10 protein-coding genes are annotated in these 14,245 nt (G+C 67.4%); 5 read left to right on the forward strand and 5 right to left on the reverse strand.

Translation table 11 applies throughout. From position 1 onward, the window contains the following. Positions 1-34: 34 nt before the first annotated feature. Entirely contained in the window at positions 35-1,426 is a 1,392-nt protein-coding gene (locus tag ACFUTU_RS14090) for a class II 3-deoxy-7-phosphoheptulonate synthase (protein ID WP_377965268.1), read from the reverse strand. A 91-nt stretch (positions 1,427-1,517) separates the two neighbouring features. Continuing rightward, on the reverse strand, positions 1,518-2,267 hold the full coding sequence (locus tag ACFUTU_RS14095) for a lysophospholipid acyltransferase family protein (RefSeq protein ID WP_377965270.1): 750 nt from the start codon (positions 2,265-2,267) through the stop codon (positions 1,518-1,520). A gap of 110 nt (positions 2,268-2,377) precedes the next feature. Between ACFUTU_RS14095 and ACFUTU_RS14100 the strand changes: the two genes are divergently transcribed. From ACFUTU_RS14100 to ACFUTU_RS14110, 3 genes are read left to right on the forward strand one after another with little or no spacing between them, the layout of a single operon-like run. After that, on the forward strand, positions 2,378-3,166 hold the full coding sequence (locus ACFUTU_RS14100; protein WP_377965272.1) for an alpha/beta hydrolase: 789 nt from the start codon (positions 2,378-2,380) through the stop codon (positions 3,164-3,166). Beyond that, positions 3,163-3,975, forward strand: coding sequence for an alpha/beta hydrolase (locus ACFUTU_RS14105; protein ID WP_377965274.1), 813 nt, complete (start codon positions 3,163-3,165; stop codon positions 3,973-3,975). Before ACFUTU_RS14100 ends, ACFUTU_RS14105 begins: the two co-directional genes overlap by 4 nt. Further along, positions 3,968-4,744, forward strand: coding sequence for a hypothetical protein (locus ACFUTU_RS14110; protein ID WP_377965276.1), 777 nt, complete (start codon positions 3,968-3,970; stop codon positions 4,742-4,744). Before ACFUTU_RS14105 ends, ACFUTU_RS14110 begins: the two co-directional genes overlap by 8 nt. 54 nt (positions 4,745-4,798) lie before the next feature. Here the strand turns inward: ACFUTU_RS14110 and ACFUTU_RS14115 are convergent, their stop codons facing one another. Continuing rightward, positions 4,799-5,959, reverse strand: a complete 1,161-nt coding sequence (locus ACFUTU_RS14115; protein WP_377965278.1) for an ROK family glucokinase — start codon at positions 5,957-5,959, stop codon at positions 4,799-4,801. A gap of 206 nt (positions 5,960-6,165) precedes the next feature. Between ACFUTU_RS14115 and ACFUTU_RS14120 the strand changes: the two genes are divergently transcribed. After that, positions 6,166-7,986 (forward strand): AMP-dependent synthetase/ligase, encoded by a 1,821-nt coding sequence (locus ACFUTU_RS14120; protein WP_377965280.1) that lies wholly within the window; start codon positions 6,166-6,168, stop codon positions 7,984-7,986. Positions 7,987-7,998: 12 nt separating this feature from the next. On the opposite strand, the gene ACFUTU_RS14125 is transcribed toward ACFUTU_RS14120, so the two are convergent. Then, positions 7,999-9,354 (reverse strand): hypothetical protein, encoded by a 1,356-nt coding sequence (locus tag ACFUTU_RS14125; protein ID WP_377965282.1) that lies wholly within the window; start codon positions 9,352-9,354, stop codon positions 7,999-8,001. A 193-nt stretch (positions 9,355-9,547) separates the two neighbouring features. Further along, positions 9,548-12,943, reverse strand: a complete 3,396-nt coding sequence (locus ACFUTU_RS14130) for a pyruvate carboxylase (protein WP_377965284.1) — start codon at positions 12,941-12,943, stop codon at positions 9,548-9,550. A 357-nt stretch (positions 12,944-13,300) separates the two neighbouring features. Here ACFUTU_RS14130 and ACFUTU_RS14135 point away from each other — a divergent pair, with 357 nt between their 5' ends. Beyond that, complete coding sequence (locus ACFUTU_RS14135) at positions 13,301-14,122, forward strand: ParA family protein (RefSeq protein ID WP_377965286.1); 822 nt, start codon at positions 13,301-13,303, stop codon at positions 14,120-14,122. The last annotated feature ends 123 nt before the right edge of the window (positions 14,123-14,245 follow it).

Genomic DNA, 14,245 nt, shown 5'->3' on the forward strand with positions numbered 1-14,245 from the left:
TTTTGTGTGTTCAGTTCGTGGTGGCCAGCAGCCCTTAGCGGCGGGTGAGCGCGCCCGCCACGAGGAACGCCATCTCCAGCGACTGCATGTGGTTGAGGCGGGGATCGCAGACCGACTCGTAACGGTCGAGGAACGCTTCCTGGTCGATGGGGTCGGCTCCGCCGAGGCATTCGGCCACGTCATCGCCGGTCATTTCGACATGGAGGCCGCCCGGAACCGTCCCGAGGGCGTGGTGCACTTCGAAGAACCCGCGCACCTCGTCAATGACGTCGTCGAAATTCCGGGTCTTGTAGCCATTGGGCGAGGTGACCGTGTTGCCGTGCATCGGGTCCGTGACCCACAGGACCTGGGCACCGGAGGCTGTGACCTTCTCCACCAGCGACGGGAGCTTTTCGCGGATGTTGCCGGCACCCATGCGGGTGATGAACGTAAGCCGGCCGGGCTCGCGTTCGGGATCCAGCTTGTCGATGAGCCGCAGCGCATCGTCGCCGGACGTCGACGGGCCCAGTTTGACGCCGATCGGGTTGCGGACCCGGGACAGGAAGTCCACGTGGGCGTGGTCCAGCTCGCGGGTACGCTCACCGATCCAGAGGAAGTGGCCGGACGTGCCGTACGGCAGGCCAGTGCGGGAGTCGATGCGGGTGAGCGCACGCTCGTAGTCGAGCAGCAGCGCCTCGTGGCTCGCGAAGAACTCCACCCGCTTCAGCGCCTCGAAGTCGGCTCCGCAGGATGCCATGAACTTGATGGCGCGGTCAATGTCGCGTGCGAGGGATTCGTAGCGTGCATGTGCCGGGTTCTCAGTGAAGCCCTTGTTCCAGGTGTGGACCAGGCGGAGGTCCGCGAAACCGCCCTGGGTGAACGCCCGGATAAGGTTCAGCGTGGAAGCGGAGGTGTGGTAGGCCCTGAGCATGCGGCTCGCATCGTGGGCCCGGGATTCGGGGGTGAAGTCGTACCCGTTCACGATGTCGCCGCGGTAGGCCGGCAGCGTGACGCCGTTCCGCGTCTCATCGTTGGAGGAGCGCGGCTTGGCGAACTGGCCGGCCATGCGGCCCATCTTGATGACGGGCATTGCCGCACCGTAGGTCAGGACCACTGCCATCTGCAGGATGGTCTTCACGCGTGCGCTGATCTTGTCCGCCGTGGCACCCTCAAAGGTCTCGGCGCAGTCGCCGCCTTGGAGCAGGAACGCCTTGCCCTGGGCTGCGGCAGCCAGACGCTCACGCAGGATGTCCACTTCGCCCGCGAAGACCAGCGGCGGAAGAGCGGACAGCTCCTTGACGGAGGCGTTGAAGACTTCGGGATCCTGCCAGCTCGGCTGCTGGGAGATGGGAAGATCCCGCCAGTTGTCGAGTCCCGGGTAGTTGGCCGCACCGCTTTGTGAAGTGCTGGTCAGGGAAGAGGCAGGTTTTGCAGATAGCTCAGTCACACTACTAAGAGTAGAGGGCCGGAGCGTCTTCGGGACACCCGGACTGTCATGCGCCCGGCCGGGGCGTCACAGATATGGGTCTCCCAGGCCCCTAGGCCGACCGGGACGAACCGGACTCCCCCGGCCCGTCGTCCCGCTTCGGGCCGCTCTGTTCATGGCCTTTGCCTGCGAGCCTGAGCTTGACCACGGAGGCGTACTCGTCCACGTATTCCTGCCCGGACAGCCGCATGAGTTCGTACATGATCTCGTCCGTCACGGACCGCTGGATCAGCCGGTCCTCGGCCATGCCCTCATACCTGCTGAAGTCCAGGGGCTTGCCGAAGATCATGCCGATGCGGCGGATGTTCGGCAGCCGCTGGCCGATGGGCTGAACCTTGTCCGTGCCGATCATCGCCACGGGGATGACGGGAACGCCGGCCTTGAGCGCCAGCCGTGCCACTCCGACCTTGCCCCGGTACAGCCGCGAGTCGGGGCTGCGGGTTCCCTCAGGGTAGATTCCCAGCAGTCCGCCGTGCGTCAGCACGTCCATGCCGGCCTCGAGCGAGGCCGCCGACGCTGCCCCGCCGGAACGGTCCATGGGGAGCTGGTTGGTCAGCCGGAAGAACAGGGCGGTCAGTCTGCCCTTGAGCCCCGTGCCCGTGAAGTACTCGGATTTGGCCAGGAAAATGACGGGCCGCGGCACCATCAGCGGCATGAAGATCGAGTCCGAGAACGAGAGGTGGTTGGAGGCGATGATGGCCGCACCCTCTGCAGGAATGTTGTCCAGCCCCTTGACCCACGGCCGGAAAAGAGTCCGGACCACCGGTCCCAGGAAGATCCGCTTCATGACCCAATAGAACACGTGTCTTACCTCTCCGGAAGGCTGCCGCCGGGGCGGTGTGGAGGCCCGGCAGGACTGCAATGCAACCCTACTCTAGTGAGAATTGTCCGGAACAGTGACACGATGGTTCCATGACAGAAGGCAGCGACCGCACGCGGCCCGCCGCTTTCAGCTACGCGGGACACGGAGCCAACGCACGGACCGGCATCGCGATTTCCCATGGCTTCACGGGAAGCCCGCTCAGCATTTTGCCGTGGGCCGAATTCCTGGCCGCGCAGGGCTATGCCGTCACAGTTCCGCTGCTCCCCGGTCACGGGACCAGCTGGCAGGAACTGGCCAGGACAGGATGGCGGGAGTGGCACGGCGCCTTCGAACAGGCATATCTGGACCTCGCAGCCAGGACCGACGAGTGCTATGTTGCCGGCCTCTCGATGGGCGGCGCCATCGCCCTGCTCACCGCATCCCGCCACAGCGTGGCGGGTGTCGCCGTCGTCAATCCCGGCCTGAGCTTTTACGACCGGCGCGTGCGGGTGATCGGGCTGCTGAAGTACATCCAAAAGACCACCGTGCCCATAGCCGAGGAAAATCCGACGGCGCCCCACACGGACGACGGCGACTACTCCCTGACGCCGCTGGCGGCGGTGCACCAGTTGAAGCGGTTGTTCGCTGCCGCGGTCCGCGGACTGCCTCGGATCACCGCGCCGGTGCTCGTTTTCAAGTCGGTCAACGATGCTGTGGTGCCCCCGACGTCGCTCGGCATTATCCGCAAACGGCTGCGCGCGGCCGCACTCGAGGTCGTGCTGCTCAGGAACAGCGGCCACGTGGCTACGCTGGACGCGGACGCCCAGGAAATTTTTGAATCCTCGGCCCGGTTCTTCCAGCTGCACTCCCGAAGCCACATACCGTCGGAGAAGCCATGACCACAGTTCCGGACCACAGCCCTTTCAGCAGCGCCCACTCCGGCGAGGGGCCGTCCATCGGCGTTGCCCTTTCCCACGGGTTCACCGGCAGCCCGCACAGCCTGCGTTCGTGGGCACAGTCCTTCGCCGCTGCGGGCTTCGCCGTCAGGATGCCGCTGCTGCCGGGGCACGGCACCAGTTGGCAGGAGCTCTCCCGCAGCCGCTGGCAGGAGTGGCATGGCGCCATGGACGCCGCCTACCTCGAGCTCGAGTCCGAGTGTGACCTGGTGTTCGCCGCGGGCCTGTCCATGGGCGGCGCCCTGGCGCTGCGCCTGGCCGCCACCAGGCCCGTCGCCGGTGCCATCGTGGTCAACCCCGGCCTGGTCATCGATGACCGCCGCGCGCCTTTGGCGGGCATCCTCAAGCTGGTTCTCAAGAGCACGCCCGCAATAGCCAATGACATCAGGAAGGCGGGCGTGGACGAGGGAGCCTATTCCCGGACACCGGTGGCAGCGGCCCACGAACTGAATAAGATGTTCAAGGACACTGTCCGGCTGCTGCCACGCATCACAGCGCCCGTACAGGTCTTCCGCTCCTCCGTTGACCATGTTGTTTCCGACTCCAGCATCATGGCCCTGCGGCGCGGGCTCACCCACGCCCCGCTGCAGCTCACACGGCTGGACAACAGCTACCACGTGGCCACGCTGGACCACGACGCCGACCTGATCTTCAGCGGTTCTGTGGACTTCGTCCGCTCCGTTGCGGCGGGCGTCCGCCCGGGATCCGCCGACTCCGCAATAGCCAGCCAGAAGGGCGCGACCGATGAATAGGCCCGATTCGAATTCGTCCGATCCGAGCGCCAACCAGGACGACGCCGTCTGGTTGGATCTGGTGGCCAGGCTGCAGGGCGATACCACGGCTCCGGATGCTGGCGGCATCCGGGGCGGGCGGGAACCGTCCACTACCGAAGAGTCCACCAGTGAGGCATCCAGCACTGAGCCGTCCAGCACTGGGCCGTCCAGCACTGAGCCGTCCACTACCGGGCCGTCTGCCACTGAAGGCCCGCGGCATTCCGGCGGTCCCCGGCACAGCGCGGCAGTGCCGGACGGCGCAGCAGCAGACGCCCCGGCCAATGGCGCCGCTGCGGAAAACGCCGCCAAACGCTTCACCGATTTCGACCCGCTGGGCCTGGCGCCGCGGGCACCCCGGGAACTGTCGGCGGCTGAGCGGCAGCAGGCGGCGGAGCAGGCAAAAGCCGAAAACCGGGAAAAGGCCGAGCGCGAGAAGGCTGACCGCTCCGGGCACGCTGACGTTCCTCACGGAACCGGAGATCCGCGCGGCTACGCCGTCGATGACGACGAAGGCGAGTTCGTTCCGGAAGAACCGCCCAAGCTTTCGGCCACGGATCCGCTGACGATGCTCGCGTGGCTGGGCGCCGTCGGTGCGCCCGTGGCCCTGGTGCTGTCGTCGATGTTCTGGCGCTCCGCACCGCTGCTGGCAATCCTCGGCATGGTGGCCATCTTCGTCGGCGCTGTGGTGTACCTGATCATGAAGCTGCCGCAGGAGAAGGACGAGAACGACGACGGCGCCCGGGTCTGACTCTTCAGCCAGCCCTGTTCCGTCAGCCGGCGTTGCGTTACTGGGCCGGACAGGTCAGCGGTGCGTCCGGCTGCCCACCCGCGACAGGTCGGCGGCGCCGATTAGGCCGGCGTTCGGCCCCAGGGCAGCCAGGTCGATTTCGGCGGCCGGACGGAAACCGCGGCCAGTGAGGTTGCGGGCGAACGCCTTGCGGGCGGGCGCAACCAGCAGCTCGCCCGCCGCGCACAGGCCGCCGCCTATCACGAACTTCCCGGGGTCGAGGGCAGCTGCAAGGTTCGCCAGCCCCAACCCGAGCCAGTCCCCGACGTCCTCCAGGAGTTCCCGGGACGCCGCGTCACCGGCGATGGCCAGTTCCGTCACCGTGGCACCGGTGATGCGTTCGGCGCTTCCGTCCACCGCTTTGAGGAGTTCCTGAGCCACCGGGGAGTTGGCCAGGGCAAGTTCCCTGGCTTCCCGGCCGAGGGCGTTGCCGGAGGCGTACTGTTCCCAGCAGCCGCGGTTGCCGCACTCGCACCGGTGCCCGCCCGGCATGATGATCTGGTGGCCGAACTCCCCCGCCACGCCGAACCTGCCGCGCTCAACACGCCCGTCCATCACCATGGCTCCGCCGATCCCGGTGCCGAGCGTGATGCAGACCAGGCGGTCCTGCCCCTGCCCGGCACCAAAGCGCCACTCAGCCCAGGCTGCCGCATCGGCGTCGTTAACCAGCATGACGGGGCGGCGCAGCAGGTGCTGCAGGTTTTCCCGCAGCGGTTCGTTCCGCCAGGCGAGGTGCGGGCTGAACAGCACCGTACCGCCGTCGAGATCCATCCAGCCGGCGGCGCCGATACCCACCGAACGGATCCTGGTGCCGGCGCTGAGCTCCTCAACGAGTTCCACGATGACGCGCTCCACGGCACGCGGATCACTTCCCGGCGTGGACCGGCGCGCCTCACGCAGAATATTTCCTTCCGCATCCACCACGCCGGCGGCCACCTTGGTGCCGCCAATGTCGATGCCGATGGCCAGACCGCGCCGGCCCAGCCGCAGCTGCTGCCGGAACAGCCGGTGGCCGGCCAATTGCCCGCGGCCTCCCGCAAGCCCGTGAGCCGCGACCGGGCGGCGGGAGATCCCTTGCCGCGAGGCCGCGCGCCAGGACGCCCAGGCTCCGGTCCCGCCACTCCGGATGTAGGAACGGGGCGTGACGGGCTGCTCGGCTGGCAAGGAGGGCTGCATAGTCCCTCATTCTAGGTGCCGCCCAGGTGCCGCGCCGGAATCGTCTTCGCAGGTGCGACACGCAAACGGCATGTCCCGTCCACTGGCGGCAACCGTTCCCCCGCCGTAAAGTTACCGACCGGTAATCCCGGATCTGCCGGCCCCGGCCACACGAGGTACTAAGGTGGGGACTACCGGCTGCGGCAACGGCTATCAAAGGAGCTAACGTGCGCGAATACAGCGTTCCGCCCCTGGCGAACGTCCCCCTGGACAGCAACATCACGGACCTCCTGCTGCGGCAGGCAGCGGAGGCATCCAACCCTGCCCTGTTTTCGCGCCTTGACGCCGCCGGCCAGTGGCAGGACATCCGGGCCAAGGAGTTCGTGGCCGACGTGTCCGCCCTGGCGAAGGGCCTCATCGCCAGCGGCATCGGCGCCGGCGATCGGGTGGGCATCATGTCCCGGACCCGCTACGAGTGGGCACTGATCGACTTCGCCATCTGGTTCGCAGGTGGCGTTTCTGTTCCCATCTACGAGACGTCATCCCCTTCCCAGGTCGCCTGGAACCTCGGCGATTCCGGCGCCGTCGCCGCGTTTGGGGAGTCCGACCACCACGAAAACATCATCCGGCAGGCGGCCGCCTCCGAGGGGCTGACCGACCTGGCCCACGTGTGGCAGCTGGAGGGTGACGGCCTCGACGCCGTGCGTGCGGCCGGCACCGCGATCACCGACGCCGAACTCGATGCCCGGCGGCGCTCTGCAGGGCTCCGCGACCTCGCCACCATCATCTACACCTCCGGCACCACCGGACGGCCCAAGGGCTGCGAACTCACCCACGGCAACTTCGTGGAGCTGTCTGAGAACGCCCTGGCCACCTCGCTGAGACAGGTGGTCAATGAGAAGTCCCGCACCATCATGTTCCTCCCCCTGGCCCACGTGTTCGCACGCTTCATTTCGGTCCTGGCCGTGGCCGCGGGTGTCACGGTGGCGCACACCCCGGACATCAAGAACCTGCTGGCCGACCTGCAAAGCTACAGGCCGACGTTCATCCTTGCCGTTCCGCGCGTGTTCGAAAAGGTCTACAACTCTGCCCTCACCAAGGCCGAAGACGGCGGCAAGGGCGCGATCTTCCACAAGGCGGCCGAGACCGCGATCGCGTACTCCCGCGCAAGGCAGGACGGCGGCGTGGGGCTGGGCCTGAAGATCAAGCACGCGGTCTTCGACAAGCTCGTCTACGGCAAGCTCCGCGCGGCCATGGGCGGGGAGGTGGCCCACGCGGTGTCCGGCGGCGGCCCGCTGGGCGAGCGGCTGGGCCACTTCTTCCAGGGCATCGGGCTGCAGATCCTGGAAGGCTATGGCCTCACCGAAACCACCGCACCCGTCAGCGTCAACACGCCGGAGCGGATCAAGATCGGCACGGTCGGCGCGCCGATTCCCGGCAACAGCGTCCGGATTGCCGACGACGGCGAGATCCTTGTCAAGGGCAGCTGCGTCATGCGGGGTTACTACAGGCGCCCCGACCTGACGGAGGAGTCCTTTGCTGATGACTGGTTCCGCACCGGCGACATTGGCCAGCTGGACGAGGACGGCTACCTGCTGATCACCGGCCGGAAAAAGGAAATCATCGTGACCGCCGGCGGCAAGAACGTGGTTCCGGCGCTGCTCGAGGACCAGATCCGTGCCGATGCACTGGTGTCACAGGTACTCGTGGTTGGCGACAACCGCCCGTTCATCGGGGCCCTGGTGACCCTCGATGAGGAGGCGCTCCCGGGCTGGCTGCAGCGCCACGGCCTGCCGGCGGACACGCCCCTGAAGGACGCCGCCGGGCACGCTGAAGTGAAAGCCGCCGTGCAGGAGCTCATCAACCACGCCAACCAGTCAGTCTCCCAGGCGGAGGCCATCAAGTCCTTCCGGATCGTGCCGAGCGACTTCACCGAGGCCTCCGGCCACCTGACCCCCTCCATGAAGGTCAAGCGCGCCCAGGTCATGAAGGACTTCGATACGGTCATCGACGAAATGTACAAGTCGCCGAAGCCCACCCGCGCCTGAAGTCTGGAGTATTTAGGGCTGCTGCAGTTCGTCCACCACCAGCGCGGCGAGCTCGACGGCCGCGGCGCGGGTTGCAGGCTTCAGCTGGCCCAGCCGGATCCGCGAACCTTCGGCCAGGTGGCGGTCATGCGGAATCCGCACCACGTTCTTCACCCGGGACAGGAAGTGCGCTTCGATCTCGTCGATGTTGACCAGGGTCCGGTTGCCCGCGGCCATGTTGATGACCACCGTGGCTTTGGCAACCAGTTCCTGGCGGCCGTGCGCCTCAAGCCAGGACAGGGTTTCAGATGCCAGCCGGGCTTCATCCACGCTGCCGCCCGAGACAAGCACCACGGCGTCGGCCTTTTCCAGCGTGCCCTTCATCACCGAGTGCACCATGCCGGTACCCGAGTCGGTCAGGACGATCGAGTAGTACCGGCCCAGGATGTCAGTGACTGCGCGGTAGTCGGCGTCGTCAAAGGCATGTGCCACTGTGGGGTCTGTGTCCGAGGCCAGCACGTCCAGGCGCGACCCCTCCCGGGCCGTGTAGTTGGACAGCTGCGCGAACGAATCCACCGTGAACCTGTCCTTCACCAGCTGGCGGGCCGTGAAGTCCGCCCTGCCGGGTGACCGGTCCGAAAGCGTGCCGCGGTCGGGGTTCGCATCCATGGCGATGACCCGGTCCTCACGCAGTTCGGCCAGCACCATGCCGAGCAGCGTGGTGACGGTGGTCTTGCCCACCCCGCCCTTGCGCGAAAGCACCGGCACATACCTGGTCCGCTCCCCCAGCCGCGTGGCGATGCGGTGCTCCATGGCCCGCTGGATCCGGACCTGGTCCGAATCACCGAGGTTCACGTGGCCAAAAGTTGCCTGATACAGCCAGCGGCGCCAGCCCGACACCGGAGCGGCTGCGGTCCTGGTCAGCAGGCGGTCTGCGGTGAGCGACGAGGCGGGCTCCGGTCCCTCGGGCCGCTCGCGCCGCCCGGGCAGGTCCCTGGCTTCTTCAGCGGGGACTGGGACGGAGGCCGGTTCCGCAGGGGCGGCAGGGGCCGGTGCGGCTCCTCCCGTTTGGTCCGTGTCCGGGCCGGTGACGCCGATACTGAGACTTGCCGGGCCTGCTGTCACGACGGGCATGGCCGCAGTTGCCGGCGCCGGCGGCGCCGGTTCCTGCTGGACTGCGCCGCTGACGGCCGAAAGCGACCCGGCCGAGGTACGGTCCTGGGCGCCGGAAACGGTCACCACGCTGATGTCCCCCGCTGCCACGGCGTCGGCCGCCGGCAACACGCCGGAAGTCCGGGCCTCCCCCGCGGCACTGGCGACGCTGCCCTTGGAGATCGAGGGGGCACGGTCGGGGCGCGGCCCGGGCTTGGGCTTCCTGGTCTGCGTCATGGCTTCCGCTCTGTCCTGTTCTGGCTGCCGGTCGGTTCCCGGCTCCCAAAGTGGTCCGGAAACGGCTGTGGGGGCGGCTTGGCGCCGTCCCCACAACTTTTTTCTGTTGTCCACCCTACCTGCAGGGCGGCCATTGGCCGCCCTGCAGGCTATTCAGCAGTCATCAAACCCACCGTGCACTGCCGGGCGGCGCCTATTCGACGACGATCAGCAGGTCACCGCCCTGTACCTGTTCCACACTGGAAATGGCCAGCCGCGTCACCTTGCCGCCCACCGGCGTCGTGATGGATGCCTCCATCTTCATAGCCTCGATGGTGGCAATGGTGTCGCCGGCGTTGACGGTGTCGCCGGCCTTGACGGTGACCGTCACGGCCCCGGCGAACGGAGCGGCGACGTGGCCGGGCACGGAAGGGTCAGCCTTCTCGGCGGTCTTCACGTTGCTGACCACGGACTTGTCGCGGACCGAGACCGGGCGGGACTGCCCGTTGAGCGTGCACATGACGGTGCGCATGCCCTTCTCGTCCGGCTCCGACACGGCTTCCAGGGACGCGATGAGACGCACGCCCTTTTCGAGCTGGATCACGTGCTCCTCGCCGCGCTGCAGCCCGTACAGGTAGTCGCGGGTGTCCAGGACCGAAACGTTGCCGTACGTCTCGCGGCTCTTGAGGTAGTCCTTCGTGGGCCCGGCGAACAGCAGCCGGTTCAGCGTCTGCTGGCGGGTCTTGGAGTCGCCGCGGAGCGCCTCGCTGTCCTCGGCGGTCAGCTCGGCGTCGCGCACCTTGACGCTGCGGCCCTGCAGGGCCTTGGTGCGGAACGGCTCCGGCCAGCCTCCCGGAGGATCGCCCAGCTCACCGGACAGGAACCCGATCACGGAGTCGGGGATGTCGTAGTTCTGCGGGTTCGCCTCGAAGTCGGCCGGATCTGCGTTCAGCCCGACGAGGTGCAGGGCGAGGTCGCCCACCACCTTCGACGACGGCGTCACCTTGACCAGGTGGCCCAGGATCCTGTCGGCGGCCGTGTACATGTCCTCGATGGCCTCGAAGCGCTCGCCCAGGCCCAGCGCGATGGCCTGCTGGCGGAGGTTGGACAGCTGTCCGCCCGGGATCTCGTGCTGGTAGACGCGGCCGGTCGGGCCCGGCAGGCCGGACTCGAAGGGGGCGTAGACCCTGCGCACGGCTTCCCAGTACGGCTCAAGGGAGCTGACGGCCGCCAGGCTGAGCCCGGTGTCACGCTCCGTGTGGGCCAGGGCGGCCACCAGGGCCGACGCCGACGGCTGGCTGGTGGTGCCGGCCAGTGATGCCGCAGCGACATCGACTGCGTCCACGCCTGCATCCACTGCCGCCAGCAAGGTGGCGAGCTGGCCGCCTGCGGTGTCGTGGGTGTGCAGGTGGACCGGGAGGTCGAACCGTTCCCGAAGCGCGGAGACAAGCTTCGCAGCGGCTGCCGGACGCAGCAGGCCTGCCATGTCCTTGATGGCGAGGATGTGGGCGCCCGCTTCGACAATCTTGTCCGCCAGGCCCAGGTAGTAGTCCAGCGTGTAGAGCTTCTCGTTCGGGTCCAGCATGTCGCCCGTGTAGCACAGCGCCACTTCAGCAACGGCGGTGCCGGTGGCCCGGACAGCGCGGATGGCCGGTGCCATCTGGCTGACGTCGTTCAGGGCGTCGAAGATGCGGAAGATGTCGATGCCCGTGGCGGCTGCCTCGTTGACGAAGGCCTCGGTCACTTCCTCGGGGTACGGGGTGTAGCCCACGGTGTTGCGGCCGCGGAGCAGCATCTGGAGGCAGACGTTCGGCAGCGCCTTGCGCAGCGCAGCCAGACGGTCCCAGGGGTCCTCGCCCAGGAACCGCAGGGCGACGTCGTACGTGGCGCCGCCCCAGGCTTCAACGGACAGCAGTTCAGGCAGGAGGGTGGAAACCGCGGGGGCGGCAGCCAGCAGGTCCCTGGTGCGGACGCGGGTGGCCAGCAGGGACTGGTGGGCGTCGCGGAACGTGGTGTCGGTGACGGCGACGGCCTTCTGTTCGCGCAGCGACTTGGCGAAGCCCTCCGGTCCGAGTTCCAGGAGCCGCTGGCGGGAACCGGGGCGTGCCTCAAGACCCGCAACCGAAGGAAGCTTCTCCGCGGGGTCGGTGCGGACCGGAAGCTCGCCGTTCGGCTTGTTGACGGTGACCTCGGCGAGCCAGGTCAGCAGCTTGGTGCCGCGGTCGGCGGAGACGCGGGCCTTCAGCAGCTCGGGGCGTTCGTCGATGAAGGACGTGGCCACGTTGCCGGCAATGAAATCGGGATCGTCCAGCACCGCCTGCAGGAAGGAGATGTTGGTGGAGACACCACGGATGCGGAACTCGGCCAGCGAACGGCGGGCACGCGCCACTGCGGCGGGGTAGTCGCGGCCGCGGCAGGTGAGCTTCACCAGCATGGAGTCAAAGTGCGGGCTGATCTCGGCACCCGAGTAGACGGTGCCGCCGTCGAGCCGCACGCCGGCACCGCCGGCGGAACGGTAACCGGTGATCTTTCCGACGTCGGGCCGGAAGCCGTTGGCGGGGTCCTCGGTGGTGATGCGGCTCTGCAGCGCGGCACCCTTGAGGTGGACCGTCGCCTGGGAGAGGCCCAGGTCAGCCAGGGTCTCCCCGGCGGCGATGCGCATCTGTGCCTGGACGAGGTCGACGTCGGTGACCTCTTCCGTGACAGTGTGCTCCACCTGGATGCGGGGGTTCATTTCGATGAAGACGTGCTGGCCGGCGCGTTCGCCGACGGTGTCCACGAGGAACTCGACCGTTCCGGCGTTGACGTAGTTCAGCGCCTTGGCGAACTTCACGGCGTCCCGGTACAGGGCCTGGCGGATGCCTTCGTCCAGGTTCGGGGCCGGAGCGATCTCAATGACCTTCTGGTGGCGGCGCTGGATGGAACAGTCACGCTCGAAGAGGTGCATGACGTTGCCCTCGGCGTCGGCGAGGATCTGGACCTCGATGTGGCGCGGGCGGAGCACGGCCTGCTCGAGGAACATGGTGGGATCGCCGAAGGCGGCGTCGGCCTCGCGCATGGCGGACTGCAGCGCCTCCGGCAGGGCCTCACGGGTGTCGACGCGGCGCATGCCGCGCCCGCCGCCGCCCGCAACGGCCTTGGCGAAGATGGGGAAACCGATCTCATCCGCGGCAGCGAGAAGCTCGTCGAGGTCCTTCGACGGCGCGCTGGACTTCAGGACGGGCACCCCGGCACGCTTGGCGGCCTCGAGCGCAGAAACCTTGTTGCCGGCCAGTTCCAGGACCTCCGCTGGCGGACCCACGAAGGTGATGCCTGCGGCCTTGGCGGCACGCGCCAGGTCCGGGTTCTCGGAGAGGAAGCCGTAACCGGGGTAGATGGCGTCGGCACCGGATTCCTTGGCAACCCGCAATACCTCGTCAACGTCCAGGTAGGCACGGACAGGGTGGCCCTCTTCGCCGATCAGATACGCCTCATCGGCCTTCTGGCGGTGGATCGAGTTACGGTCCTCGTTGGGGAACACGGCGACTGTCTTGGCGCCCAGTTCGTAGCCGGCACGGAAAGCACGGATTGCGATTTCTCCGCGGTTGGCCACCAGAATCTTGGAAAACATACTTCTCCTGCATCATTGCGGGTGGATCGGTGAGTGGTCACAGTGTGTAAGACGGGCCGGACGAAACACAAATCAGTGTGTCCGCCATCACAGAATTATCCGTCATCTGCGGACCATATTCACTGCCTTCCCGTATTTACTGTTGCTGCACAGCCACTTTCGCTGCTGATGCGGACGACGCCGGAGCGGGCGGAGGGCGAGGCATGCCCGGTTCCGGATAAAAAGGGATTCCGGCCGAGGTCAACATATGATGATGGGGGCGGCGGAAGCCTGCCCCTGTTCCTGGAGCACCTTCCGGCAACACCGGAACGGAACGTACCCCAACACGGCAACCGGCGTTAGGTATTGGTTTATCAAGTGCAAGTAGTCAGCATCAGCAGCCTCAAGGGCGGTGTCGGCAAGACATCCGTTACAACCGGACTGGCGTCTGCGGCACTGGCCGCAGGCATCCCGACCCTGGTGGTGGATCTTGATCCCCACGCCGACGCCACCACAGCACTCGGGGTGCAGCCCAGCGACAGGCTGGACATTGGCAGGATGCTGAAAAATCCGCGCAAAGCCAAGATCGCGGAGAACGTCGTGCCCAGCGGCTGGATCAGCCGGGTGACCAGCAACGGTTCCGGCCCCGCGGTACTTGATGTCGCCGTCGGCTCCGCCTACACCGGAATTTACGACCGCCCCGACCTTGGCAAGCGCGACTTGCGCCGGCTGTCCGCGGTACTCGCCGGTGCGGCTGGCTATGAACTCATCCTGGTGGACTGCCCGCCCTCCCTGAACGGTCTCACCCGCATGGCCTGGTCGGCCAGCAACAAGGTGGCCCTGGTGGCCGAGCCGGGACTCTTCTCCGTGGCCGGCACCGAGCGCACCATGCGGGCCATTCAGCTGTTCCGGCAGGAATTCGCGCCCAACCTCTCCCCCGCCGGCATCGTGGCCAACCGCGTCCGCACCGGGTCCTCCGAGCACTCCTTCCGGCTCGCCGAGATGCAGGCGATGTTCGGTGACCTGCTGCTCACTCCGCATATCCCGGAACAGGCCAACTGGCAGCAGATCCAGGGGGCTGCGCATTCCGTCCACCACTGGCCCGGCGACTCGGCCAAAACCGCGGCCGGACTCTACGACACCCTGCTGGAAAACCTGATGGCGACCACCAAGACCAGCCGCAGCCGCATCGCCCGCTGACAGCGGAAGCCCAGGCAATACCGGCCCTGGCCGCACATGCAGAAGGGCGCCGCCCCCGGGGGGGGGGGGCGGGGGGGGGTGGTTTTGGGGCGGGGGCGTTTTAAAAAAAAAGAGCCCCCCCGA

This window comes from Arthrobacter sp. NPDC057388 (genome assembly GCF_042668165.1).
Classification (GTDB): domain Bacteria; phylum Actinomycetota; class Actinomycetes; order Actinomycetales; family Micrococcaceae; genus Arthrobacter.